The following is a 24,512-nucleotide window of genomic DNA, read 5'->3' as shown; positions in this document are numbered from 1 at the left end:
GCTCCGGGTTCCGGAGTCTCAACTCTCAGCTCTCAACTCCCAGCTCTGAGCCTTTCGCTCTTCCGTCTCCATGGCCGACATCGACTTCACCAAGCTCAACCGCCAGCAGAAGCTCGCCGTCTTCCTCATCTGCATCGGCCCCGAGGCCGCCGCCGAGGTGCTGAAGCAGTTCGACGATGCCGAGATCGAGCTGCTCTGCCGCGAGATGTCGACCTTCCCGATGATTCCCGAGGCGACGCAGAAGCAGGCGATGGAGGAGTTCAGCGCCATCGTCGCCTCGAGCGTCGGCTCCGCGCTCGGCGGCCTGCCCTTCGCCCAGCGCACGCTCGAGATCGCCAAGGGCGACTACAAGGCCCAGTCGATCATCGGCCGCGTCGGCCCCGTCGCCGGCAGCTCGGTCGAGGTCATCAGCGACATCGCCGAGATGGAGGGCCGCCAGATCTTCAACCTCATCAAGCACGAGCAGCCGCAGACGATCTCCTTCGTCCTGTCCTACCTCGACCCCGCGAAATCCGCCGAGGTCTTCGCCCTCCTCAGTCCCGACCTGCGCGAGGAGGTGGTCGAGCGCCTCGGCACGATCGAATCCACCTCGCTCGACCTCGTGAGCAAGATCGTGCGCTCGCTCGGCAAGCACTTCGACTCGAAGGTCCGCCCGGCCTTCCACCGCAGCGGCGGCGTCCGCGCCGTCGCCGGCCTGCTCAACTCGCTGGACAAGGAGATGTCGAAGAACCTCCTCGCCCGCATCGAGGAGCGCAACGCCACCCTCGGCGCCGCCATCCGCAAGAAGCTCTTCAGCTTCGAGGACCTCAACCGCCTCGCCGCGGCCGACCTCCAGCGCGTGCTGCGCGAGGTGGATTCCGGCAACCTCGCCATTTCCATGAAGTCCGCCTCCGAGGCCCTGCGCGAAAAGATCTACGCCGGCCTCTCCAAGCGCGCCGCCGAATCGCTCAAGGAGGAGATCGAACTGCTCGGCCCCGTCCGCCTCAAGGACGTCGAGGCCGCCCAGGACGTCATCATCCAGGCCGTCCGCCGCCTCGAGGAGGAAGGCCAGATCTCGCTCGATTCCGAGTCGCAGGCCCTCGTCGCATGAACGCCCCGCGCCCGACCCTCCCGTCCGCCGCCGAGCCGCTCCGCGCCATCATGCGCAGCTTCGAGTTCGGCCCCGTCACGGCCACCGTGCCCGCGCCGCCGGCCCGGCCCCGGCGCGCCGCCGGCGCGCCGCGTCGCCGCGTCGTGCTGCCGCAATCATAACGCATCCTTCATCCCTCTCCGTGGGTTACTCCAAGCTCATCGCCTTCGACCGCCCCCTCGCCGCCGCCGTGCTGCCGGGCCAGGGCCGCCTCTACACCGAGGCCGAGGTCGCCGCGAAATGCGAGGAGGCCTACCGCCGGGGCGTCGACTCCGCGCGCGCCGCCGCCGACCAGCAGATGGTCGAGTTCCGCGTCGACGTGGAGCAGCTGAGCGACGGCGTGCTGAAGAAACTCTCCTCCCTCGAGCCCGCGCTCGTGGCCCAGCTCCGCGAGGCGCTGCCCGGCCTGGCGGTCGACATCGCGCACCGCCTCCTCGCCGGCTACGAGCCGCCGGTCGAGACGATCGAGCGGCTCTGCCGCGAGGCGCTCGAGCAGCTTTTCCCCGAGCGCGAGGGGCTCGAGCTCTCGCTCGGGACGCGCGACGCCGAGCTGCTCACCGCGCTCAATCCCGACTGGATGGCGCGCTATCCCGGCCTGCGCGTCCGCGTCGACGCCACCCTGAAGCCCGGCGATTGCCTCGTGCGCTCGCGCTTCGGCCTCACCGACGCGCGCCAGGAAACCAAGCTCGCCGCGCTCACCCATTCCCTCACCGGCGCATGAACGTCTCCGTCGCTCCGCTCGTCGATGTGCTCCGCACGCAGGTCCGCCACCTGCCGGCGGTGCAGCGCGTCGGCGCGGTCACGGGCGTCGCGGGCCTCATCATCGAGTCCGAGGGCCCCAACGTCGGCCTCGGCGAACTCTGCCTCGTGCGCTCGCCGCGCACCGAGTTCACCGTCCGCGCCGAGGTGGTCGGCTTCCGCGAGCACCGCGTGCTGCTCATGCCGCTGGGCGACACCTCCGGCCTGCACGTCGGCTGCGAAGTCGCCGCCGCGGACCGCCCGCCGCTGCCGCGCCCCGGCCCGGAGCTGCTCGGCCGCGTCCTCGACGCGCTCGGCCATCCTTTCGACGACCTCGGCCTGCTGCCGGTCGACCGCACGGAGCACGACCCCACGCCCCCGCACCCGCTGCGCCGCCAGCGGATCAAGGAACCGCTCACCACCGGCGTGCGCGTGCTCGACACCTTCACGCCCATCGGCCGCGGCCAGCGCCTCGGCATCTTCGCCGGCTCCGGCGTCGGCAAGTCCACCCTGCTCGGCATGATCGCCCGCGGCTGCTCGGCCGACGTGGTCGTCATCGCGCTCGTCGGCGAGCGCGGCCGCGAAGTCCGCGAGTTCCTCGAGAAGGACCTCGGTCCCGAGGGCCTGAAGCGCTCCGTCGTCGTCGTCGCCACCTCCGACACGCCCGCGCCGCTGCGCCTCCGCGCCGCCTTCACCGCCACCGCCATCGCCGAGGCCTACCGCGACCAGGGCAAGAACGTCATGCTGATGATGGACTCGGTGACGCGCTTCGCCATGGCGCAGCGCGAGATCGGCCTCGCCATCGGCGAGCCGCCGGCGACCCGCGGCTACACGCCCTCCGTCTTCGCCCTCCTCCCGCGCCTGCTCGAGCGCTCCGGCGCCGGCGAGTCCGGCGCCATCACCGCGCTCTACACCGTGCTCGTCGAGGGCGACGACATGAACGAGCCCGTGGCCGACGCCGTGCGCGGCATCCTCGACGGCCACCTCGTGCTTTCGCGCTCGCTGGCGCACTTCAACCACTACCCGGCGGTCGACGTGCTCGAGTCCGTCAGCCGTCTGACGCGCGACGTCTGCACGCCCGACGAGGTGGACCTCGCCGCCAAGGCCCGCGAGCACCTCGCGCTCTACCGCAAGAACGAGGACCTCATCTCCATCGGCGCCTACCAGAAGGGCGCCAACGCCGCGCTCGACCAGGCGATCACGCTGCACGAGCCGCTGCGCAATTTCCTCCGCCAACGCGTGCATGAGCACACGCCCCGCGCGGAGTCCTTCAAACTGCTCAGGAAGATCCTCGTGCCATGAAACGTTTCCGTTTCCCTCTCCGGCCCGTGGCCGTCATCCGCGCGCACAAGGAGCTGCGCGCCCGCGAGGCGTTCGCCGCCTCGGTCCATGCCTACGTGCAAGCCGAAGAGCTGCTCGCCGCGACGCGCGCGCGGGTGGCCGGCCTCGCGCAGGCGCTGTTCGACGGTCGCGGCGGCACGTTCCTCGCCGCCGAGGCCGCCGCGATGTTCCGCTCCTACCGCGCCGAGTGCGACGAGGAGCTGAAGGTCGAGCGCCAGGTCATCGAGGCGCGCGACGCCATGCAGCAGCGCCGCGCCGAATACCTCGACGCCAGCCGGCAGCTCAAGGTCGTCCACAAGCTCGAGGAAAAGGCCCGCAGCCTCCACCGCGCGGCCGCGCTGGTCGAGGACCAGGCGGCGATGGACGAGTTCGCCGGCTACCGCGCGGCCCGCCGCGTCCTTCTCACATGACCAAGCTCGCCCAAAGCCCCGCCTTCGTCGCCACCCTCGGCCTCGTCTTCGGCCTCGCCGCCGGACTCGGCTGGTTCTGGCGCGTCGGCGACCTGCTCGTCACCCACGCCCTCACCACGCGCGTCTCCGCCGCGAAGCAGCAGAAGGCGCAGGGCTGGGATTTCTGGACCATCGAGATCGACAACCTCGCCTCCGAGCTGAAGGGCGAGAAGGAACGCCTGCGCAAGCAGACCGAGCAGCTCGACCTCCGCGCCGCGCGCCTCGACGCCGAGCAGCAGGAGCTCGACAAGGTCCGCGGCGAACTCGAGCGCATGCGCAAGGAGATCTCCCAGCGCGTGATCGAGATCGGCACCGACGAGGCGAAGAACCTCAAGACCCTCGCCACCACCTACTCGAACCTCTCGCCCCGCGCCGCCGTCGCCATCATCAAGGAACTCGACGACAACACCGCGGTGAAGATCCTCTCGCTGATGAAGCCCGACACCGTGTCGCCCATCTTCGAGGAGATGAGCCGCACCGCCGCCGTCGACGGCACGCTCGCCCGCCGCGTCGCCGTGCTCTCCGAAAAACTTCGCCTGATGAAATCGAACAAGCCGGCGACGAGCTGACTTGTTTCTCACCTCGTGCGCCACGGACGGCGCGCACGAATTCCACGGAGGGAAGCCCTGCATGACGACTTTCCTCCCGACCACTTCCCCGACCGATAGCTTTCCCGGCGCCGCCCCGTCGGGGCCCGGCTCCGCGCCGCTGGCCGACGGCCTCGCCGCGCTCCTGGCCCCCGCCAGCGGCACCACGCCGACACTCGCGGCGGAGTTCACGGCGCTGCTGGACGACAGCACGCTCGCGTCCGCATCGACCGCGCCGACGCCCACCGGGCTCGTCGGCTCCGCGACCCCGGCCACGCTGCCGTCGGACGTCCCGACCGCGCCGCGCGTCCTCGGAAGCAGTCGCCCGCCGTCCGCCAACCTGCCCGCGACGGAGACGGCCGACACCGCGCCGGTCCTGGCGACCGACGTTCGCGGCCTCGCGCTCACCGCGCCGCGCGCCGCCGAGGCGCGGGAACCGGAGCGCGGGGCAGGGGAGCGCGCCGAGTCAACGGAGGCGAATCCGGCCCTGCCCGACCGCGCGACTCTCGAGGCCATCGTGGCTTTGCTCGTCCCGGCCGCGCTCGCCGCGAACCCGGAACCGTCCGCTCCCGCGCTGGGTGCGGCCGCCGATCGCACGGCCGGCGCACCGATGCCGGAGACAGACGGACGACCCGCCGCCGCCACGGCGACGGCCCCCTTGCGGCATCCGCGCCGCTGACCATCACGCGCCCCGGCCAGCCGGCCATCACGGTCGACGACCCGCTGGCGCCGACGCAGCCCAGCGACGCACCGGCGGCGACAGTCGTTGCGCCGGTGGCGGCGAAAATCCCGGCGCCGCTTCGCGAGCGGCCGTCGTCCGACGCGCCCGCGCCCTCCGCCGGGCGGGCGCCGACTGCGGTCGCGAGCGTTCCCGCTTCGGCCGCAGTCGCGGCGACGCCGGTTCCGGCCACCGCCGCCGCTCTCCCGGTGATCGAAGCCACCGCCGCCGCCGAGCTGGCGGACGGCACGGTGGTGACGATGGCGCTGCCGAAGGCTCCCGCTCGCCCCGTCGCCCGCCCGGTCGCCGCGGCCGAGCCGACCCAGGCGGAAAATTCTGCCGCTGTTTCGGGCGAAAAAAATGCCGCGGATCCGGCGCCGGAAAACGCGTTCGGAAAAACTTTCTAAGCACGGAGGAAGAGCAGCTTAGCCCGACGCGCGGAAAAGCTGGCATCGGCGTTGCTGAAACGCGTCCGACCATGCTCTTCACCCCGCACGACTCGCTTCCGGCCGTCCATCCGACGGTGCCCGCGCTCGTGTCGATGGTGTCCGCCGCCCCGGCGGCCTCGGCCGCGCCCGCCGCGGAGCCGATGCCCGAGCTGCTCGCCGCCTCCGTGGCGCACCGCGCCGTCGAGGCCGTGACCAGCGTCGTCGACGCCCAGGCCGCCTCGAAGCTGCAGCCGGTGCCGAGCGTGCAACTCAAGTTCAAGGTCGGCGCCGAGGACCTCGCGGTCCGCGTCGAGCTGCGCGCCGGCGTCGTGCGCACCGAGTTCCGCACCGATTCCCCGGAGCTGCGCGCCGCGATCCAGAACGAGTGGAAGGCCGTCGCCGCCCAACCCGAGAACGCGCTCCGCTTCCTCGAGCCGGTCGTCGCCCCCGCCTCGTCGTCGCCGGGCGGCGCGAACGCTTTCGCCCAGCAGCAGCATCAGCAGTCGCCCGGCCAGTCCGCGGCGCAACAGCAACAACAGCAGCAGCAATCGCGCGCCGCCGCCGAGCTCTTCGGCAGCGTCGGTCGCTCGACGCCGTTCCAGCCCCGCGAGGGCGGCGCGGCCTCGAACGTCGCCCCGATCGCCCTGCCCACGTCCGTCCACCTGTCCGCCGTCGCCTGATCCCATGCCCGTCACCAGCGCCACTTCCACCTCCACCAGCAACGTCGGCTACTCCGACCTCTACAACTCCACCGGCGGCGCCGCGCGCAAGACCACCAAGGTGCTCGGCTCCGATGACTTCATGAAGCTGCTCGCCGTGCAGTTCCAGCAGCAGGATCCCATGAAGCCGATGGAGGACACGGCGTTCATCGCCCAGATGGCGCAGTTCTCCGCCCTCGAGCAGAACAAGACGATGGCCTCGCAGATCACCGCGCTCCGGGCCGACCAGCAGCTCCTGATGGGCAACAGCTACCTCGGGCGCACCGTCACGGTCGAGGACGCCGACGGCAAGTCCGTCACCGGCCTCGTGACCGCCCTCGACAACGACGCGACCGACGGCGTCACGCTCTCGATCGACGGCAAGTCCTATCCCCTTTCCTCGGTTCGACGGATCGAACCCACCGTAACGCAGCAGAGCAGCACCGCAACGGACGGCACCGCGGCCTAAACCTCAACTTCCAACACACCGAAATCACATGGCACTCATCGGCACCCTCACTTCCGGCGTCAGCGCCCTGCGCACCTTCAGCAAGGGCCTCGAAGTCATCGGCAACAACATCGCGAACATCAACACGACCGGCTACAAGTCCTCGCAGGCCAGCTTCGCGGAGAGCTTCTCCAACACGCTGCGCGGCTCGGCCCCGTCGAACGGCACCACCTCCAGCCAGCCCGGCATCCAGATCGGCACCGGCGTCCAGCTCGCGAGCATCACGACCAACTTCACCCAGGGCGCGCTCACCAGCACCGGCGTGACCACCGACCTCGGCATCTCCGGTCGCGGCTTCTTCATCGTCGAGGACGCCACCAGCGGCACCACCTACGCGACGCGCGACGGCTCGTTCCGCATCGACGACAACGGCTACCTCGTCACCCAGGGCGGCCTGCGCGTCCGCGGCCTCACCGGCGCCGTGCCGCCGACCGCCGTCGGCGACATCCGCGTCGGGCAGAACAATCCCGTCGGCACCGAGCTCCAGTCCATCTCGATCGACCGCCAGGGCAACCTGGTGGAGTTCTTCTCCGACGGCACCTCGGCGACGACGAACAAGCTCCAGCTCCAGAATTTCAACGACACCTCCGCGCTCACCCGCGAGGGCAACAATCTCTACTCGTCGCTCGCCGCCGCGGGCCCGGTCGGCGGCGGCATCCTCGCCGGCAACAACGACCCGGGCTCCGACGGCCTCGGCGCCGTGCAGTCCGGCACGCTCGAGTCGTCGAACGTCGACCTCACCGCGCAATTCTCCGACCTGATCACGACCCAGCGCTCGTTCCAGGCCGGCTCCCGCCTCATCACCGTCTCCGACACCGTGCTCGAGGACATCGTCAACCTGAAGCGCAGCTGACGCGCCCGCGCGCCCCGTCGCCATGGCCGAGAAAAAGACGCCAAGGAATCCAAGGACACCACGCCCGCGGGCGGCGGCACCGCCGCCCCGGTCGAAGCGCCCGCTGCGAGAGCCAAGCCGGGCGGCGGCTTCAAGGCGTGGCTGCCCGCGATCGCCGCGGTGATCCTCGCGCCCGCGGCCACGTTCGGCGTGGCCGAATTCGTCCTCCTGCCGCGCCTCCAGGCGAAGCTGGCGCTCCCGCCGGCCGACGCCCACGCCAAGGCCGAGGCCGCCCCCGCGGCGGCCGACGAGCCGGAGGAAGGCGCGGCCGACAAGGAGGAGAAGGGCGGCCACGGCGGCAAGGAAGGCAAGGAGGCCGCCGGCGGCCCCAACTACGAGTTTTCCAACGTGGTCGTGAACCTCGCCGGCACCATGGGCACGCGCTACCTCAAGACCAGCTTCATCGTCACCGGCGTCGGCGGGAAGAACCTGCGCGGCACCTTCGAGGGCCAGAAGGCCAAGCTCACCGACATCACGCTCAACGTGCTCTCGTCGCTCACGCTCGCCGACCTCGAGGAGCCCGGCTCCAAGAACGTCCTCCGCGAGAAGCTCGTCGCCGCCTACAACCAGGCGCTCGGCAAGCGCCTCGTCGAGCAGGTCTACTTCTCGGACTTCGTGATCCAGTAAGCCCGCGACCATGGCCGACGACGCGCAGAAGACCGCCAGCGAGTTTCTCGATCAATCCGAGATCGACAAGCTGCTCGCGCAGACCTCGGCCGACACCGCGCCGAAGTCGCTGCTCATCCGCGCCGACGGCAAGCGCGGCGACGCCAAGGCGGTCAGCAAGGTCGAGGCCTACGACTTCCGGAACCCCGTCTTCCTCTCGGAGATCGAGCTGCGCCGCCTGCGCCTGCTGCACGAGGATTTCATCCGCTACCTGAGCGCGCGGCTCTCGCTGTTCCTCCGCATGGAGTTCGGCCTGAAGATGGCCCAGCTCACCACGGTCACCTACTCGAAGTTCACCGAGTCCCTGCCGAGCCCGACGCACATCTGCCTCTTCAAGGCCGAGCCGCTCGTGGGCATCGGCGTGCTCGACATCAATCCCCGCCTCGCCCTCACCATCGCCGACCGCCTCCTCGGCGGGCGCGGCCACTCGGTGAAGGCCGAGCGCTACCTCACCGAGATCGAGGTCGCCCTGCTCGAGGACGTGATCGTCATCATTCTCGAGGAATGGTGCGCCCAGTGGAAGAGCGAGCAGGACCTGCGCCCGCTCATCGTCGGCCACGAGAACAACGGCCGCTTCCTCCAGACCTCGCCCAAGGACGCCATCGTCCTCGCGCTGACGCTCGAGGTGAATTTCGGCGACTGCTCCGAGCAGATGCAGCTCGGCGTGCCCTACTACACGATCGAGCCGCTGGTGAAGAAGATGCAGGCGCGCCGCCAGAAGGACTCCGCCGTCACCACGGTCGAGAAGCGCGCTTCCTGGCAGAAGGCCTACGACCACATCTCCATGCCCGTGCGCGCGGAGTGGGAGGCTTTCGAGCTCAGCTTGCGCGAAGTCAGCAGCCTGCGCGTGGGCGACGTCATCGAGATGCCCACCGACCTCGTGCAGCAGACCCGCGTGCTGCTCAACGGCACCCCGAAGTTCATCGGCACCGTCGGGCTCGATACCGACCGCGTCGCGGTGCAGCTCACGAAGAAGATCCCGCTCACCCCGGAGGAAATTTCCCATGGCAAACCTGATGGAAGAAAAAGCTCTTGATATCGTTTTGGACGTGAAGGTGAAGGTCACCGTGCAGCTCGGCTCCTGCCTGCTGCCCATGCGCGACGTCCTCGAACTCTCCCCCGGCTCCGTCGTGCAGCTCATGCAGCACGCGAGCGACCCGGTCGGCCTCTACGTCAACGACAAGCTTGTCGCCTACGGCGAGGTCGTGGTGGTGGAGGACAACTTCGGCATCAAGATCACCGAGCTGGTCGGCAGCCCGAAGGGCTGAGGCCCGCCACCCCGCGCACGGATGCCGATGAAAACCCTCTTCCACCGTCTCGGAGCCGCGCTCCGTCTCGCCGGCGCCGTCGCCGCCGCGGGCGCGCTCTTCGCCGCCGCGCCGGCCCAGGAAAAGCCCAAGGACGCCGGCATCATCTACCCGCGCAACGCCGCCCCCGCGGACGCGCCCGCCCCCGCGGCGACCAAGGGCGCCGGCTCGAATTTCCTCCTCGTCGTCCTCGCCGCCGGCGCCGCCGCCACCGGCGGCTGGATGCTCTGGCGCCAGCGCCGTTCGCCCGGCGGCCTCGTCGGCCGCGACGCCCGCAAGCTCACCGTCGCCGAGAGCCGCTCGCTCGGGAACCGCCAATACCTCGTCGTCGCCGACTACGAGGGAAGAAGTTCCTGCTCGGCGTCTGCCCGGGCAGCATCCAGCTGCTCGCCCCGCTCGAGGCGGACGCGCGCCCGCCGCGTCCCTGACCCGCCGCACCTCCAGGACGACGATGCGCCGGATCGCCTCATTTCTCCTCTGCCTGACGCTCGGCGTGCTGCCGCTCGCGGCGCAGATCCCCAGCCAGACTCCGCCCGCCGGCCCGACGCCGACGTCCGCCTCCGCCGGCGGCCTGCTCCAGCCGTCGCCCGCGACCGCTCCGGCCGCCCCGGCGCCCGACCCGCTGCGCCTCTCGATCAACCTCGAGGGCGCGGAGAAGCCGGCGCAGCTCAGCGTCGCCGTGCAGATCGTGCTGCTGATGACGCTGCTGTCGGTCGCGCCCTCGCTGGTGCTGCTGATGACGAGCTTCACCCGCATCGTGATCGTCCTCGGTTTCGTGCGCACGGCGCTCGGCGTGCCCAGCGCGCCGTCGAACCAGATCATCGTCGGCCTCTCGCTCTTCCTCACCTTCTTCATCATGGGCCCGGTCTTCGACCGCGTGAACAACGAGGCGCTGCGGCCGTATCTCGACGGCCGGATCACCTCGAACGAGGCGCTGGACCGCGGCGCCGCCCCGCTGCGCGACTTCATGCTGAAGCAGACGCGCACGCGCGACCTGGAGTATTTCCTCGAACTCGGCGGCTACGGCCCGACGGCGGTGAAGGACCTGCCGCTGCGCGTCGTCATCCCCGCGTTCGTCATCAGCGAGCTGCAGACGGCGTTCCAGATGGGTTTCCTGCTCTTCCTGCCGTTCCTGATCATCGACTTCCTCGTCTCCTCCACGCTGATGGGCCTCGGCATGATGATGATGCCGCCCAACGTCGTCTCGCTGCCGTTCAAGCTGCTGCTCTTCGTCCTCGTCGACGGCTGGCACCTGATCGTGAAGTCCCTCGTGCAAAGTTTCGCCACCTGACCGCGCCATGAATCCCGAACTCGCCATCGACCTCTTCAAGTCCACCGTGCTGTTCGCGCTCTACATCGTGGCGCCCTTCCTCGGCCTGCTGCTCGTCGTCGGCCTGGTCGCGAGCCTGTTCCAGTCCATCACCTCGATGCAGGAGAACACGCTGACCTTCGCGCCCAAGCTCGTCGCGCTCGCCGGCCTGGCGGTGCTGCTGGCGCCGTGGCTGCTGCGCAGCCTGACCGAGTTCACGCTCGCGGTGTTCGCGAAGATGCCGGCGCTGGCGCACTGACCGGGGACGCGTTGTGAGCCTCGCCTACCTGCTCACCTGGATGATGGTGTTCCTGCGCGGGCTGGGCGTCATCATCCTGCTGCCCACGATGGGCGGCCATCCGCCGCCGGTGATCGTGCGCGCGGCGCTGGCCATGTGCATCGCGACGCTGATCGCCGGACTCGTGCCGGCCGCGTCGCTGCCGGCGGACATCTGGGGCCTCGGCGCCGCCGCGGCGGGCGAGGTCGCGCTCGGGCTCGCGCTCGGGTTTGTCGGCCGGATGGCGTTTTCCGCGATCGAGATGGCGGGCCGCATGATCTCCTCGGAAATAGGCCTCGCGGGCACGCCGGGCTTCGGCACGCCGGAGATCAGCTCGGAGGTGGTCGCCGGTTTCCTCTCCGTGCTGGCCACGGTGCTGTTCTTCCTTTTCGGCGCGCACCTGCTGGTGCTCGGTGCGTTTGCCAAGAGCTTCCTCCTCGCCGGCCCGGGCCACCCGATGCTGGCGAGCGGGGCGGGGGACGAGCTGATCCGGGACACCGGGCACGTGATCGAGCTCGGCCTGCGCATCGCGGCGCCGTTCATCGCGCTGAACTTCCTCATCACGCTCGCCTTCTCCGTCCTCGGCCGCGCGGTGCCGAAGATGCAGGTGTTCGTGCTCAGCTTCTCCCTGCGCGCGCTGATGGGGCTCGGCCTGCTGGCGAGCGCCGGCGCGCTGATCGGCCGGTATCTCTACGTCGAGTTTTCCGACCTGCCGATCCAGATGCTCCAGATCCTGCCCGCGAAGTGAGCGGGCGGGCCCGGGACGCTCCCCGGGCGAGAAATGAGGCAAATTTTGCCTCAAGTTTTCCCGGCTCCGGCCGAAACGCGCGCGGCCGGGCGGCGAGGGCGACAGAATAAATTTAACTCGTTGCCGGCCATGGCGAAACGGGTGCCGGCAGGCCCTTGGCATCGGCGTTGCTCAAGTGAGGGAGACACCCGCCACGATGGCAGACACCGACAACGACCAAAAAACCGAGCAACCGACCGAGAAGCGCCTCAGCGAGGCCGCGGAGAAGGGTCAGTTCGCGAAGAGCGCCGAGCTCACGGTCGTTTTCACGCTCACGGCGGCGCTGGCGGCGCTGGCGTTCACGGTGCGGCAGAGCGCCAACGACGTCGCCGAATACTCGGTGATGATGTTCACGAATTTCCGCCTGATGCAGGTGAACACGGACACGTTTCCGCTCCTGCTCGGCAACGTCCTGCTGACCTGCGCGAAGGCGGTGCTGCCGGTCCTCGTCGCCTGCGCCGGCGCCGCGATGCTCGCGGGCGGCCTGCAGAGCGGCTTCCGCATCTCCCCGAAGGCGATGATGCCGAAGTTCGAGCACCTCAACCCGGTCGAGGGCTTCATGCGCCTCTTCTCGAAGGCGACCTGGGTGCGCAGCGGCCTCGACCTGCTCAAGCTCGTCGCGATCGGCTACGCGCTCTACCTCGGCGCCCGCAACCTGCTCGAGGACCCGCTCTTCACCGCGCCGGTCGAGGCGGCCTATCTCGGCACGTTCCTGCGCGAGGCCTCCACCGCCTTCTTCGGCCGCCTGCTGCTCTCGCTCGGCGTGATCGCGGCGCTCAGCTACGGCTGGGAAAAATTCAAGATGCACCGCGACATGATGATGACGCGGCAGGAGGTGAAGGATGAGCACAAGAATTCCGAGGGCGACCAGCACGTGAAGGGCGCGATGCGCCGCATGGCCCGCCGTCTCCTCCAGAAGCAGATGCTCCAGGCCGTCGCCACGGCCGACGTCGTCGTGACCAACCCGACGCACTTCGCCGTCGCGCTGAAATACGAGCGCGGCGTCGACAAGGCTCCCGTCGTGCTCGCGAAGGGCGAGAACCGCTTCGCCCAGCGCATCAAGGCCCTCGCCGCCGAGCACGGCGTGCCGACGGTCGAGAACAAGCCGGTCGCCCGCCTCCTCTTCGCCATGGGCAAGGTCGGCGAGTCGATCCCGCCCGAGCTCTACCAGGCCGTGGCCGAGATCCTCGCGGTCGTCTACCGCACGCACCGCTACTACTTCCACCAGCTCAAGACGCGCCGGCTGACGGCGGGAGCGAACGCCGCGTAAGCCATGCCCGTCTCCTCCAACGCCCACATCACCCGCCTGCTGCAGCGCGCCGACCTGCTGTTCACCTTCGCCCTCTTCGGCACCGTGCTGCTGCTGGTGCTGCCGGTGCCGCCGTTCCTGATCGACCTGCTGCTGGCGCTGAACATCGGGCTCTCGCTGCTGGTGCTCCTCGCCATCGTCTACGTCAAGGACCCGCCGGAGTTCTCGGGCTTCCCGACGATGCTCCTCGTGCTGACGCTGTTCCGCCTCGCGCTGAACATCAGCTCGACCCGCCAGATCCTCGCCCACGGCTACGCGGGCGAGATCATCGACTCGTTCGGTCACTTCGTCATCCAGGGCAACTACGTCGTCGGCGCGGTGGTGTTCATCATCCTCGTCGTGATCAATTTCGTGGTCATCACGAAGGGCGCGGGCCGCATCGCCGAGGTGAGCGCGCGCTTCACCCTCGACGCCCTCCCCGGCAAGCAGATGGCCATCGATGCCGAGCTCAACGCCGGCATCATCGACGAGGTCCAGGCCACCGCCCGCCGCGTGAAGGTGCAGAAAGAGGCCGATTTCTACGGCGCGATGGACGGCGCCTCGAAGTTCGTGCGCGGCGACGCCGTCGCCGGCATCCTCATCACTCTCGTCAACGTCCTCGGCGGCTTCGCCATCGGCGTGTTCCAGATGGGCATGTCGCTGGGCGAGTCGCTCCAGAAGTTCACCCTCCTCTCCATCGGTGACGGCCTCGTCTCGCAGATCCCCGCGCTGATCATCTCCATCGGCGCCGGCCTCCTCGTCACTCGCGCCTCCGACAACAACAACCTCGGCACGCAGGTCACGGGCCAGCTCTTCCGTTACCCGCGTGCGCTGGCGATCGCCGCGGGCTGCATGGGCGTGTTCGCGCTCATGCCGGGCATGCCGACGATCCCGTTCGCCAGCCTGGCGCTCCTCGCCGGCTTCATGGCCAAGACCCTCAAGGTCCTCGATCCGGACGGCACCGCCGCGACGGGCGCCGCCGCCGCGCCGGCCAAGGCGGGTGGCAAGGCCGCCGCCGGTGGCAAGCCCGGCGAGACCGGCGCCGCCGCGGGCGGCGAGGCCGCAGCCCCGGCCAAGACCGAGGATGTCCGCAAGCTCATCGACGTCGACGTCTTCGCCATCGAGATCGGCTACGGCCTGCTCTCGCTCGCCGACACGAAGGTCGGCGGCGACCTGCTCGCCCGCGTCACCGGCGTGCGCAAGACCCTCGCCCGCGAGAAGGGCATCGTCGTCCCGCCGATCTCCGTCCGCGACAATCTCGAGCTCGAGGCCAACGACTACCGTTTCCTCCTTCGCGGCAAGGCGATCGCGAAGGGCTCTCTCATGCCCGGCCGCTTCATGGCCATGAACGTCACCGGCAGCTCCGTCCGCCTCCGCGGCATGCCCACGCGCGAGCCGGTTTTCAACCTCGACGCGGTCTGGATCGACGACAGCGAGCGCAAGACCGCCGAGCTGAACAATTTCACCGTCGTCGATCCGTCGTCGGTCCTCATCACCCATCTCTCCGAGACGCTCAAGGCCAACGCCCACCACCTCCTCGGCCGCCAGGACGTGCAGGCGCTCGTCGACCACCTCAAGGCCACGCACAGCGCGCTCATCGCCGAGCTGCTGCCCGACCTCGTCAACATCGGCGTCATCCAGCGCGTCCTCCAGAATCTCCTCCGCGAGAACATCGCGATCCTCAACCTCCCGCTCATCCTGGAAGGCATCGCCGATTTCGCGCCGCTCTCGAAGAACCCCGACGACCTCAGCGAACTCGTCCGCCGCCGCCTCGGCCTCTACTTCGTGCCCGAATACGAGGCCAAGCCCGGCTCGCTCAAGGCGCTCACGCTCGACCCGCGCTTCGAGCAGGCGCTCGTGACCAAGGTCCACCGCTCGCCGACCGACGTCGGCCTCGCGCTCGATCCAGCCACCGGCCGCCACCTGCTCGAGGAGCTCAGCCGCCGCACGAACGAGCTCACGCTCAAGGGCCTGCCCGCCGTGCTCGTCGTCTCGACCGAGACCCGCCTCCCGCTCAAGCGCTTCCTCGAGCCGTCGTTCCCGCGCCTCACCGTCCTCGCGTTCCAGGAGCTTCCGTCCGCCACCGAGATCGACAACGCCGGCATCATCACCGCGCCCGCCCACCTGCTCCGCAACGACGGCATGAAGGCCGCCGCCTGATTTTCCCATGTCTTCCGCTCCCGCCCCCTCCGCCGGTTCCTGCTACCGCTTCGTCGTGAAGAGCGCCGAGGACGCCGCCCGCGTCATCCGCGAGCAGCTCGGCGAAAACGCCCGCGTGCTCTCCGTCCGCAACGTCGAGAGCGGCGGCATGCTCGGGCTCTTCTCGTCGCCCAAGCTCGAGGTGATCGCGCAGCTCATCGCGCCCGAGCCGGCGCCGGAACCCGCGCCGGCCGTGGTCGAGGAGCCGAAGGCCGTGCTCAGCGAGCTCGGCGCGGCCAGCGAGGCCGTGTCCGCCGGCCGCGTGCGCGCGCCGCGCTCGATGATCCGCGCGCCGAAGATGACTCTGCCCGAATTGCTCCGCCGCTCCGGCTTCTCCGAACCGCTGCTCGCGCGCCTCGAACGCTCGCCCGAGTGGCGCCGCCTCGAGGAGCTGCCGCTGCACCGCGCGCTGGTCGAAGTCGGCCATCACCTCCGCGACCTCGCCGCGCATCGCGCATCGCGCCCGCCGCTCCGCCGCGCGGCCTTCCTCGGCACGCCCGGCGTCGGCCGCACCACCGCGCTCTGCAAGTGGCTTTCCGCGGAAGTCTTCCGCCGCGCCCGCATCGGCCATGTCGTCACCGCCGAGTTCGACCGCCCGAACGCGCCCGGCCAGCTGCCCGTGTTCTGCGAGGCGCTCGGCGTGCCGCTGGCGCACTTCCCCGCCTCGACCGAGCCGGCGACCGAGAACGCCTTCGTCTACTTCGACCTGCCCGGCCTCTCGCTCCGCCACCCGGCCGAGAACGCCGTCGTCGCCCGTTTCCTCGATGCCGAGCAGATCACCGAGCGCGTCCTCGTGCTCAACGCCGCCTATGACCACGCGACGCTGCGCGCCGCCTACGCCGCCGGCCGCGAGCTCGGCGCCACCCACGTGGTCTTCACCCACCTCGACGAGGTCTCCCAGTGGGGCCGCCTGTGGGATTACCTGCTCGACGGCGACCTGGAGCCGCTGTTCCTCGCCACAGGGCCCTCGCTCACCAGCGACCTGGAGACGGACGCCGCCGACGCCGTCGCGCGCCGCACCATGCCGGCCGCGGCCGACACCGTCGCGCCCGCCGCGCCCGAGGCGGCGGCGAACGACGACGAGGACGAAGTCGCCGCGCCCGGCGTCCTCAACACCGCCGCCTGACCGCCATGCGCTACGTCTTTCTTCTCGGAGGTCTGCTGGGGTTCGCGCTCGCCGCGGGCACGGCGCTCTACATGGGCCGCGGGCCCGACCGGATTTTCTTCGATGGCGCCGTGGGATGTCTCTGCGGCGCGCTGCTCTTTCGCTGGCTGTGGAGCGTTTTGCTCGGCGGCCTGCGTGAAACCATGGTCGCCCGGCAACGGGCCGCCGCCGCCGAGGTCGCCAAGGCCAAGCCGGAACTCTCCTCGCTGAAGTCATGAAACACGCCGCTGCACTCGCCCGCGGCACGGATGCCACCCTCCCTCCGCCCCCGCCACGGCCGCGTGGCGCGCCTACGCAGGGACATCGGGCGCTGTCGATGAGAAGGATCTTATCGAGCGTTTCCTCCCGCTGGTCCGCAATGTCGTGGACCGCATCAAGCTCACGCTGCCCCCGCACATCGACGCCGACGACCTCTACAGCGTGGGCGTGACGGGACTCATCGCCGCCGTGCGCAAATACGATCCGGAGCAGGGCAACACCTTCGCCGGCTACGCCGCCATGCGCATTCGCGGCGCCGTCCTCGACGAGCTCCGCCGCATGGACTGGTGCCCGCGCCGCACGCGCGCCCGCGCCCGCAAGCTCAAGGAGGCGATCAACGACCTCGAGCAGAAGATCGGCCGCACCGCGACCGAGAGCGAGATCTGCGAGGAGCTCGGCCTCAGCCACGCGGAATACGCCAAGTGGCTCGACGAGGCCCGCCCGGTCACCTTCATCGCCCTCGACCAGCATGCCGAGGGCGAGGAGTCCGAGGGCGCCTCCCTGCACGAACTGCTGGCCGACGAGCACGATACCACCGGCCGCGAGACGCTCGAGAAGCAGGAGTTGCTGCAACTTCTCACTCAACGGATGGCCGAATTGCCCGATATTCCCAGGAAGATACTTGCCATGTATTATTTTGAAAACATGCGCCTGGCCGAAATCGCCGCGGTTTTTGGCCTGACGGAGTCGCGCATTTGCCAAATCCACTCGCAGACCATCCTCGGGCTGCGGGCCTTCCTCGGCCGCGCCCGCAACCGCTGACGCGCCTGCGATCCCACCATGCTCGTCCTCATCGGAGCCGCGGTAGTTTTTGCGTCGACCCTCGGCGGCTTCATGCTCGCGGGCGGGCAGCCGATGGTGCTGCTCCACATCTCGGAGTTCGTGGTCATCCTGGGCGTGGCGGCGGGCGTGCTCATCATCGCCAGCCCCGGCCACGTCCTGAAGGAGATCATCCACAAGGTCCAGGGGACGATCAAAGGCAAGGCGCCGGGCAAGGCCGAGTATTTCGAGCTGCTGAAGCTCCTCTACGAGCTGTTCATGACCGGCCGCCGCAACGGCCTCATCGCGCTCGAGGAGCACGTGATGGACCCGAGCAAGAGCACCATTTTCCAGAAATACCCCTCGCTGGCCAACCACCACGAGCGTCTCCAGTTCCTCTGCAACGGCCTCAAGCCCGTCATCGACGGCAAGATCAAGCCCGACCAGCTCGAGAGCCTGATGTCCGCCGAACTCGCCGCGAAGAAGGAGGAGGCCGAGCACCCGGTGCACATCCTCACGCTCGTCGGCGACTCGCTGCCCGGCATCGGCATCGTCGCCGCCGTGCTCGGCATCATCAACACCATGGCCGCCATCGCGGACGGCCCGGAGGTCGTTGGCGAACGCGTCGCCGCCGCGCTCACCGGCACGCTGCTCGGCATCTTCGTCGCCTACGGCTTCGTCAACCCGCTGGCCAACCGCATCAAGTTCAACGACGCCGCCGACCAGCTGGCGCTGAAATGCATCATGCAGGCCGTGGCCGGCTTCGCCAAGGGCCTCGCGCCCCTGACCGCCGTCGAGATCGCGCGCCGCTCTCTCGACAGCAACGTCCAACCCGGCGCCGACGAGCTCGAAGCCGCGGTGAAGAACCTCGGCACGGGCAAGTAGGCCATGGCAGCCGGCGGCGGTGGCGGTGGAGCCTGGAAGGTGGCCTACGCGGACTTCGTCACCGCGATGATGGCCCTGTTCATGGTGCTCTGGATCTCCGCGCAGGATAAGAAAATCCTCCTCGCGACCTCCCGCTATTTCCAGAATCCGTTCAGCTCCCCGATGCAGGATCACTCCGGCATCATGCCCTTCAACAAGGACAATCAGAACAGCAGCAGCGAATCGAAGAAGGAGGACGAGAGCGCGGGCAAGGAACAGGCCCCCGACAAGGACAAGCAGATCAAGCTCACCTTCCTGAACTCGGTCGCAGCCGACTTCTACCGCCTGCTCCACCTCGACGAGAACCTCGACCAGAAGCCCGTCGACGTGCAGGTGACCTCCGACGGCCTGCGCCTGACCCTGTTCGACCGCGCCAAGCGCCCGCTCTTCGACAACGACTCGGCCGAGCTGACCGAGTGGGGCAAGTTCGTCATGCAGAGCATCGCCTGGACGATCGACCGGCACCAGTTCCGCGTGACGATCGACGGCCATACCAAGTCCGGCCTCGAGCTCAAGAAGGAGAACTACGGCCTCTGGGAGCTTTCCGCCGACCGCGCCAACACCGCGCGCCGCCTGCTCGTCTACTACGCCGTCGACCCGAAGCTGATCGACCGCGTCGCCGGCTACGCCGACACGCGCCCGCTCGAGGGCCAGCCGCCCACGGCCGATGCGAACCAGCGCATCACCCTCAGCCTCACCCTCACCTCCAAGATGCGGGACAAGAAACTCACCGACCTGCGCGGCGGACCCGCGGCCGGTGCCGCCACCGGCTCTCACCCATGAAACCCTTCCTCCTCGGCAAGAAGGCGCACGACGCGCCGGCCCTCCGCACGCCGCCGAAGGCGCACGCCCACGCGTCCGGCCCGCAGGGCCTCGTCCGTCCCGCTCCCACCGGCCCCCACGTCGAGGCGGTGAAGGAGGGCGACAAGATCGTGCGCCTGGTCGTCACCTGCTCCTGCGGCGAGAAGATCGAGATCGACTGCCTGTATCCCGCCGGCAGCTGAGGCGGCGCCGCGGCCACAGTTGAGTTTACTTCCGCCGCCGGGCCGTGTGTGCTCGCGGCGTGAGCTCGCCCGCCGACCCGCTGCCGAACCCGAAACTGCTCTCGCTGCCCGATGCGGTCGCCTGGCGCGGCCAGCTGCGCGCCGCCGGACGGCGGCTCGTGCTGACCAACGGCGTCTTCGACCTCCTGCACACCGGGCACCTCTACTACCTCCAGCAGGCGCGCGCGCGCGGCGACGCGCTCTGCATCGCGCTCAACGCCGACGCCAGCGTGAAGCAGCTGAAGGGGCCGCTGCGCCCCGTGCAGACCGAGTCCGAGCGCGCCTACGCGCTGGCGGCGCTCGCCTGCGTCGACGCCGTGGTGATCTTCCGCGAGAAGCGCCTGACCGGCGAGATCCGCGCGCTGCAGCCCGACGTCTACGTGAAGGCCGGCGACTACACGCTGGAAAAGCTCGATCCCGACGAGCGCGGCGCCCTGCAGGCGTGCGGCGCGCGCATCGAGTTCCTGCCGTTCCTGGCGGGCTTCAGCACCACGTCGCTGATCGCGAAGATCAAGGCCGCGGGCGAAATCTAGCATCCGAAGCGGGTGACGGGAAGCGCCTTGACCGTCACCGTCTCGCGGCGGTGCCGGATGATCTCCAGGTCGAGCGTGTCGCCGGGCGCACGGGCGAGGAAAAGCTTGCCGAGGTCGGAGTCGACGCCGATGGCGGCGGGAAAATCGGTGACCGGGCGGCCGTTGATCTTCGCGATCTCGTCGCCCGGCTCGATGTCGAGGGCGGCCGCGGAGGAGCCGGATTTGATTTCGCCGAAGAAGATGCGCAGCACCTTTTTCGTCTGCTTGTCGTGGTAGATCTTCAGGTCGAAGCCGAAGCTGTTGATCGCCTCGTCCTTCACCCGGAAGGGCGCGAGCTTGGTGACGGGACCTTCGGCCGGAGGCGTCTCGGCGGCCACGGCGGCCACAACGAGAGCGACGAGCAGGCCGCCGAGGAGGAGCGGACGGGGCGTCATGAAAAAAGCGTTGTGCAAGGGCGGCGCTTTCCGCCTCCATGGTCGACCATGCGTCTCGTGATACTCGGCTCAGGAAGGGGAAGCAACGCGGAAGCCATTCTGCAGGCGGAGCGTGCGGGCCGGCTCGGCCGGGCGCGGGTCGTGCACCTGTTCTCGGACCAGCCCCAGGCCGGCATCCTCGCGCTCGGCCCGCGGTTCGGCGTGCCGGCGACGTTCGTCGATCCGGCGCCGTTCAAGACCAAGCTCGAGGGCGCGGGCGAGGAGCGCTTCATCGCCGCCGTGCGCGCGTGCGCGCCGGACCTGGTCGTGCTCGCGGGCTTCATGCGCGTGCTCAAGCCGGGTTTCCTGAACGCGTTCGCCGGCAAGATCATCAATCTCCACCCGAGCCTGCTGCCGGCCTTCCCGGGGCTCGACGGCATCGGCCAGGCGCTCCGCGCCGGCGTGAAGGAAACGGGCTGCACTGTGCACCGCGTCACGCTCGAGGTCGACGCCGGCGAGATCATCGCGCAGGCGCGCGTGCCGGTCGCGGCGGGCGAGACGCTGGAGTCGCTGGCGGCGAAGGTCCACGCGGCGGAGCACGCGCTGCTGCCCGACGTGATCGCGCGGCTGAGCGAGCGGCCGGCGCCGAAGCCGGCCGTGCACGAGTTCAAGGTCGAGGTCGCGCCTGGCGCCGTGCCGGCGATCGAGGACCTGCTGGCGGAGCGCGAGGAGCAGCGGCTGATGGTGCTCGAGGACAAGCCGAGCGGCCGCGCGTGGTTGACGGGCTATTTCGAGTCGCGCGCCGAGGCCGAGACCAGTTGGGTGGATTTGGCGGCGAGTTTCCCGCTGGCGTGGATGGTGGGCGCGCCGGAGCTGCGCGAATTGCCGGACGCGGACTGGAAGGACAGCTACAAGGCGCACTTCAAGGCGTCGTCCTTCGGCCCGCTGCATTGGGTGCCGGTGTGGGAGCGCGAGACGTTCCGGGCGCCGGCGGGCGAGCAGGTGCTGTGGCTCGATCCCGGGATGGCGTTCGGCACGGGCAATCACGAGACCACGCGACTCGTGGCGGAGCGGCTGGTGGCGTTCGCGGCGGAAAAGGGCACGGCGGCGCGCGTGATCGATGCCGGTTGCGGCTCGGGCATCCTGGCGCTGTCGGCGGCGCGGCTGGGTTTCCGCGAGATCAGCGGCTTCGACAACGACCCGGAGGCGATCCGGGTGAGCGAGGAGAACGCGACGCTGAACCAGCTCGGCGGGCGGGTGGAATTTTTCGTCGGCGACCTGACGTCCGGCTGGAAGCACGCGCCGGCGGGGCTGGTGCTGGCCAACATCCAGGCGGACGTGCTGGTGCGTTTCACCCGCGAGCTGATCGGCGCGGTGGCGCCCGGCGGCTGGCTGGTGCTCAGCGGGATCCTCGAGCGCGAACTGGCGGACGTGCGGGCGGCGTTTGCCGCGGCCGCGCCTGGCTGGCGCGTGGACGCGCGCGTGATGGGCGAGTGGAGCGACCTGCTGTTGGTGCGCCCCTGAGCAATCAGGGCGCGGCCACGCGCTTGAAGATGTAGCCGCCGCTGGCGGGGCCCCACACCTGCCGGCCGGAGGCGTTGTAGCCGCGGTCCCAGGAGACCAACTGGTCGGACGTCACGGTGATGTCGGTGGTGGCGTGCGTGGCGCCGCGCAGGTCGCTCGGACAGCCGTCGCCCCGGGTGCTGCCGACCAGCGAGCCGTCGGGCATGGCGCGGAAGAAGACGGTGCAGCCTTCGTTGAAGGCGATGCGCGACGGAGTCACGTCCGAGAGCGGCACGGTCTTGCGCCAGGCGCCGGTGGCTTTGATCGGGTCGTCGAGCGTGAAGAGCCGCATCTCGAGGGCGCCGTCGGGAGAAACGGCCAGTTGGCACACGCGCTGGCGGTAGGGCAGGTCGGGAGCTTCCGCGAGGGCTTGCTCGACGTAGAGCCAGGGGCCGTCGCTGCGGTCGGGCCAGATGCGGACGGCATGGAGCACGGCGTGGCGGTAGTTCTTGTCGGCCAGCGCCTGGTCGGCGGACGAAAAGGTGCCGGTCAGGAGCGACGCGAGGCGTTCGAGCGCGAGGGTCGACGCGGTGTCGGCCGCGAACGACCGGCTGGCGAGAAAGGCGAGGGCGAGGAGCAGGAGTTTGCGCATGGGGCCTAGAGGAATCGCCAGACACCGTGCAGGGCGGTGAGGTTGCCGAAAATCAGCAGCGGCCAGAACCCGCGTCCGGAGGGGAGCCGGAGGTTGAAGGCGATCGTCAGCGGCAGGGCGGCGCGGCAAGCGGCCCAATAGCCGGACCAGACCCAGGGACCGAGGAAGAGCAGCAGCACGCTGTAAGCGGCGCCGATGCGCCACCAGGGGTCGGTCGGGACACGGTGGCGCCAGAGGACGACCGTCTGCAGGGCAAGTCCGGGGATGGCGAGCAGGGTGAAAAGGTGCCGGGAATCGAGCTGGCCGCCGATGAGCTCGCGAGCGGAAGCCGTGAACTGGGCGATGGCCGCAAGGAGAGGCCAGGTGAAGTTGCCGCTGCCGGTGGTGACTGGGGCGTTCGGAAAGCGATTTGCCACGTAAGCGGCCCAGAGGGCGAGGGGCAGGGCGCTGGCGGCGATGGCCAGGATCTGGCGCCGGCCGGGGCGCGGCCAGCCCAGCAGGGCGAGCGAAGCCAGGAGGTTGGTTTCCTTGGTCAAATTGCCCAGCGCCAGAGCCGTCGCCGAGGCGCCCGGGCGGCCGGCCCGGTGCAGACGCACGGCGAGCAGCAGCAGGAGGAGGGCCGGGAGATCGACCAGGGACTGCCGGACGCTGTCGAGCACGCCCAGCGACAGCACGCAGGCCAGCCAGCGGGCGATGCCGACGGCGGACGCGTCGGCGATCTCATCCCAGAGCCACCGTGCCAGGGCGAACCAGCAGGCGACGTTGAGCAGGGCAAAGGCGTTCAGGACCAGCCAAGGGCTCCCCACACCCGCGCAGTGCGCCAGAAAGGGCCCTAGGATGCGCCTGGAACGATAGGCGGGGGCGTCGAGGGCGGTGTCCAGCGCGGGATCGCGGAGCGCGGGAGAAAGGGCGATCTGGGCGTAGAATTGACCGTCGTAGCCCGTCGATCCGGCCGTGACCGCGACCGGGAGCGCTTGGGCGGCGGGCAGGCGGCGGGTTGCCCAGGGTTCGCCGAAGTGCAGCAGACGGGTGAAGCCGGTCACGCGGTCGGCCTTTGCCGCCACCAGCAGAGAGAAGGCAAGGACTGTGAGCCAGAATGCGACGGAGCGAGGCATGAAAAAACCGCGTCGGGTGGACGCGGTTTGAAGCGGGAATCGGGCGCCTTGGCGACCTCAGAACAGGTCGGGCGGCGTGCGCGCCATGAAGTCCTCCATGTAGGCGGTGGTGGCCTTGCCTTCGATGAAGGTCGGGTCGCTCATGATCGCCTTGTGGAGCGGAATCGTGGTCTTGATGCCCCGGACGAGGTATTCGGAGAGGGCGCGGTAGGAGCGCTGGAGGGCGACCTTCCGGGTCTCGCCGAAGCAGATGAGCTTGCCGATCATCGAGTCGTAGTAGGGCGGGATCGCGTAGCCGCTGTAGACGTGGGAGTCGACGCGGACGCCGTTGCCGCCGGGGGCGTAGTAGAGCGAGATGGTGCCGGGGGAGGGCGCAAAGTTGCGGGCCGGATCCTCCGCATTGATGCGGCACTCGATGGCGTGCTTCGTCCACTTGATGTCGCCTTGGTCGAAGTCGAGCTTCTCGCCGTTGGCCACGCGGATCTGCTGCTTGATCAGGTCGATGCCGGTGACCTCCTCGGTGACCGGGTGTTCGACCTGGATGCGCGTGTTCATCTCGATGAAGTAGAAATTACCCTTGGGATCGACCAGGAACTCGATGGTGCCGGCGTTCTGATACTCGGCGGATTCGGCGGCACGGACGGCGGCCTTGCCCATTTTCTTGCGCAAATCGGCATTCAGAAACGGGGAGGGGGCCTCCTCGATGAGCTTTTGGTGGCGGCGCTGCACCGAGCAGTCGCGCTCGCCGAGGTGCAGGACCTTGCCGTGGCTGTCGGCGAGGATCTGAAACTCGATGTGGCGCGGGTTCTGGATGTATTTCTCGATG

At 69.5% G+C, this 24,512-nt stretch carries 31 protein-coding genes (1 of these 31 running past the window's edge); 27 read left to right on the top strand and 4 right to left on the bottom strand.

Going from position 1 to position 24,512, the window contains the following annotated elements; genetic code table 11:
- The first annotated feature begins 70 nt into the window (after positions 1–70).
- From fliG to ACMYLB_RS17135, 26 genes are all read left to right on the top strand, one after another.
- The gene (gene fliG, locus ACMYLB_RS17260) at positions 71–1,090 is read left to right on the top strand and encodes a flagellar motor switch protein FliG (RefSeq protein WP_415908190.1); all 1,020 of its coding nucleotides are present in this window, start codon (positions 71–73) and stop codon (positions 1,088–1,090) included.
- Positions 1,087–1,251, top strand: coding sequence for a hypothetical protein (locus tag ACMYLB_RS17255; RefSeq protein ID WP_415908189.1), 165 nt, complete (start codon positions 1,087–1,089; stop codon positions 1,249–1,251). The genes fliG and ACMYLB_RS17255 overlap by 4 nt, the downstream gene beginning before the upstream one ends.
- 20 nt (positions 1,252–1,271) lie before the next feature.
- Complete coding sequence (locus ACMYLB_RS17250; RefSeq protein WP_415908188.1) at positions 1,272–1,850, top strand: FliH/SctL family protein; 579 nt, start codon at positions 1,272–1,274, stop codon at positions 1,848–1,850.
- Positions 1,847–3,169, top strand: coding sequence for a FliI/YscN family ATPase (locus ACMYLB_RS17245; protein WP_415908187.1), 1,323 nt, complete (start codon positions 1,847–1,849; stop codon positions 3,167–3,169). Before ACMYLB_RS17250 ends, ACMYLB_RS17245 begins: the two co-directional genes overlap by 4 nt.
- Positions 3,166–3,618: a flagellar export protein FliJ gene (locus tag ACMYLB_RS17240; RefSeq protein WP_415908186.1), complete on the top strand. Its 453-nt coding sequence runs from the start codon at positions 3,166–3,168 to the stop codon at positions 3,616–3,618. Before ACMYLB_RS17245 ends, ACMYLB_RS17240 begins: the two co-directional genes overlap by 4 nt.
- On the top strand, positions 3,615–4,226 hold the full coding sequence (locus ACMYLB_RS17235; RefSeq protein WP_415908185.1) for a MotE family protein: 612 nt from the start codon (positions 3,615–3,617) through the stop codon (positions 4,224–4,226). Before ACMYLB_RS17240 ends, ACMYLB_RS17235 begins: the two co-directional genes overlap by 4 nt.
- Before the next feature lie 61 nt (positions 4,227–4,287).
- Positions 4,288–4,923 carry a hypothetical protein gene (locus tag ACMYLB_RS17230; protein WP_415908184.1) on the top strand — a complete coding sequence of 212 codons (636 nt, stop codon included), beginning with the start codon at positions 4,288–4,290 and terminating at the stop codon, positions 4,921–4,923.
- A gap of 248 nt (positions 4,924–5,171) precedes the next feature.
- On the top strand, positions 5,172–5,369 hold the full coding sequence (locus tag ACMYLB_RS17225; RefSeq protein ID WP_415908183.1) for a hypothetical protein: 198 nt from the start codon (positions 5,172–5,174) through the stop codon (positions 5,367–5,369).
- Between the two features lie 71 nt (positions 5,370–5,440).
- Positions 5,441–6,070: a hypothetical protein gene (locus ACMYLB_RS17220; protein WP_415908182.1), complete on the top strand. Its 630-nt coding sequence runs from the start codon at positions 5,441–5,443 to the stop codon at positions 6,068–6,070.
- 4 nt (positions 6,071–6,074) lie between these two features.
- Positions 6,075–6,557, top strand: a complete 483-nt coding sequence (locus ACMYLB_RS17215; protein ID WP_415908181.1) for a flagellar hook capping FlgD N-terminal domain-containing protein — start codon at positions 6,075–6,077, stop codon at positions 6,555–6,557.
- Between the two features lie 28 nt (positions 6,558–6,585).
- Entirely contained in the window at positions 6,586–7,449 is an 864-nt protein-coding gene (locus ACMYLB_RS17210) for a flagellar hook-basal body protein (protein WP_415908180.1), read from the top strand.
- Positions 7,450–7,608: 159 nt separating this feature from the next.
- Positions 7,609–8,115: a flagellar basal body-associated protein FliL gene (gene fliL, locus ACMYLB_RS17205; RefSeq protein ID WP_415908179.1), complete on the top strand. Its 507-nt coding sequence runs from the start codon at positions 7,609–7,611 to the stop codon at positions 8,113–8,115.
- Between the two features lie 10 nt (positions 8,116–8,125).
- Positions 8,126–9,190, top strand: coding sequence for a flagellar motor switch protein FliM (locus ACMYLB_RS17200; protein WP_415908178.1), 1,065 nt, complete (start codon positions 8,126–8,128; stop codon positions 9,188–9,190).
- Positions 9,171–9,422 (top strand): flagellar motor switch protein FliN, encoded by a 252-nt coding sequence (gene fliN, locus ACMYLB_RS17195; RefSeq protein WP_415908177.1) that lies wholly within the window; start codon positions 9,171–9,173, stop codon positions 9,420–9,422. Before ACMYLB_RS17200 ends, fliN begins: the two co-directional genes overlap by 20 nt.
- A 490-nt stretch (positions 9,423–9,912) precedes the next feature.
- Positions 9,913–10,752 carry a flagellar type III secretion system pore protein FliP gene (gene fliP / locus ACMYLB_RS17190; RefSeq protein WP_415908176.1) on the top strand — a complete coding sequence of 280 codons (840 nt, stop codon included), beginning with the start codon at positions 9,913–9,915 and terminating at the stop codon, positions 10,750–10,752.
- Between the two features lie 7 nt (positions 10,753–10,759).
- Positions 10,760–11,029 carry a flagellar biosynthetic protein FliQ gene (locus ACMYLB_RS17185; RefSeq protein ID WP_415908175.1) on the top strand — a complete coding sequence of 90 codons (270 nt, stop codon included), beginning with the start codon at positions 10,760–10,762 and terminating at the stop codon, positions 11,027–11,029.
- A 13-nt stretch (positions 11,030–11,042) separates the two neighbouring features.
- Positions 11,043–11,795: a flagellar biosynthetic protein FliR gene (locus ACMYLB_RS17180; RefSeq protein WP_415908174.1), complete on the top strand. Its 753-nt coding sequence runs from the start codon at positions 11,043–11,045 to the stop codon at positions 11,793–11,795.
- A gap of 196 nt (positions 11,796–11,991) precedes the next feature.
- Positions 11,992–13,104 carry a flagellar biosynthesis protein FlhB gene (locus tag ACMYLB_RS17175; RefSeq protein ID WP_415908173.1) on the top strand — a complete coding sequence of 371 codons (1,113 nt, stop codon included), beginning with the start codon at positions 11,992–11,994 and terminating at the stop codon, positions 13,102–13,104.
- A gap of 3 nt (positions 13,105–13,107) precedes the next feature.
- Positions 13,108–15,282 carry a flagellar biosynthesis protein FlhA gene (gene flhA / locus ACMYLB_RS17170; RefSeq protein ID WP_415908172.1) on the top strand — a complete coding sequence of 725 codons (2,175 nt, stop codon included), beginning with the start codon at positions 13,108–13,110 and terminating at the stop codon, positions 15,280–15,282.
- A 7-nt stretch (positions 15,283–15,289) separates the two neighbouring features.
- Positions 15,290–16,447, top strand: coding sequence for a hypothetical protein (locus tag ACMYLB_RS17165; RefSeq protein WP_415908171.1), 1,158 nt, complete (start codon positions 15,290–15,292; stop codon positions 16,445–16,447).
- A 5-nt stretch (positions 16,448–16,452) separates the two neighbouring features.
- Positions 16,453–16,704 (top strand): hypothetical protein, encoded by a 252-nt coding sequence (locus ACMYLB_RS17160; protein ID WP_415908170.1) that lies wholly within the window; start codon positions 16,453–16,455, stop codon positions 16,702–16,704.
- A gap of 145 nt (positions 16,705–16,849) precedes the next feature.
- Positions 16,850–17,506: a sigma-70 family RNA polymerase sigma factor gene (locus ACMYLB_RS17155; protein ID WP_415908169.1), complete on the top strand. Its 657-nt coding sequence runs from the start codon at positions 16,850–16,852 to the stop codon at positions 17,504–17,506.
- A gap of 18 nt (positions 17,507–17,524) precedes the next feature.
- Entirely contained in the window at positions 17,525–18,388 is an 864-nt protein-coding gene (gene motA, locus ACMYLB_RS17150; RefSeq protein ID WP_415908168.1) for a flagellar motor stator protein MotA, read from the top strand.
- 3 nt (positions 18,389–18,391) lie between these two features.
- Positions 18,392–19,210, top strand: coding sequence for a flagellar motor protein MotB (locus ACMYLB_RS17145; RefSeq protein ID WP_415908167.1), 819 nt, complete (start codon positions 18,392–18,394; stop codon positions 19,208–19,210).
- Positions 19,207–19,431, top strand: coding sequence for a hypothetical protein (locus ACMYLB_RS17140; RefSeq protein WP_415908166.1), 225 nt, complete (start codon positions 19,207–19,209; stop codon positions 19,429–19,431). The genes ACMYLB_RS17145 and ACMYLB_RS17140 overlap by 4 nt, the downstream gene beginning before the upstream one ends.
- 59 nt (positions 19,432–19,490) lie before the next feature.
- Positions 19,491–20,003, top strand: coding sequence for an adenylyltransferase/cytidyltransferase family protein (locus ACMYLB_RS17135; RefSeq protein ID WP_415908165.1), 513 nt, complete (start codon positions 19,491–19,493; stop codon positions 20,001–20,003).
- Here ACMYLB_RS17135 and ACMYLB_RS17130 read toward each other — a convergent pair.
- On the bottom strand, positions 20,000–20,437 hold the full coding sequence (locus ACMYLB_RS17130) for a PDZ domain-containing protein (protein ID WP_415908164.1): 438 nt from the start codon (positions 20,435–20,437) through the stop codon (positions 20,000–20,002). The two genes, ACMYLB_RS17135 and ACMYLB_RS17130, sit on opposite strands and share 4 nt — an antisense overlap.
- A 48-nt stretch (positions 20,438–20,485) precedes the next feature.
- On the opposite strand from ACMYLB_RS17130, the gene purN reads away from it, so the two are divergent.
- Entirely contained in the window at positions 20,486–21,940 is a 1,455-nt protein-coding gene (gene purN, locus ACMYLB_RS17125) for a phosphoribosylglycinamide formyltransferase (protein ID WP_415908163.1), read from the top strand.
- 4 nt (positions 21,941–21,944) lie between these two features.
- Here purN and ACMYLB_RS17120 read toward each other — a convergent pair whose 3' ends face one another.
- The 3 genes in view from ACMYLB_RS17120 to accC are tightly spaced (at most 57 nt apart) and all read right to left on the bottom strand, a layout consistent with a single transcriptional unit that may run on beyond the window.
- A complete protein-coding gene (locus ACMYLB_RS17120; protein WP_415908162.1) occupies positions 21,945–22,571 on the bottom strand; it encodes a chromophore lyase CpcT/CpeT in 627 nt (208 codons plus the stop codon).
- Positions 22,572–22,576: 5 nt separating this feature from the next.
- Positions 22,577–23,686: a hypothetical protein gene (locus ACMYLB_RS17115; protein ID WP_415908161.1), complete on the bottom strand. Its 1,110-nt coding sequence runs from the start codon at positions 23,684–23,686 to the stop codon at positions 22,577–22,579.
- Positions 23,687–23,743: 57 nt separating this feature from the next.
- A protein-coding gene (gene accC, locus ACMYLB_RS17110) for an acetyl-CoA carboxylase biotin carboxylase subunit (protein WP_415908160.1) crosses the window boundary here: on the bottom strand, positions 23,744–24,512 show its 3' portion. Its footprint extends 593 nt past the window's final position; the window shows 769 of its 1,362 coding nt (coding positions 594–1,362); its start codon lies beyond the right edge, outside the window — the gene reads right to left on this strand; the stop codon is at positions 23,744–23,746.

The sequence above is a fragment of the Oleiharenicola sp. Vm1 genome (assembly GCF_047777955.1).
In the GTDB taxonomy this organism is placed as follows: Bacteria; Verrucomicrobiota; Verrucomicrobiia; order Opitutales; family Opitutaceae; genus Didemnitutus.
This window is presented reverse-complemented; position numbering and strand designations above follow the sequence as displayed.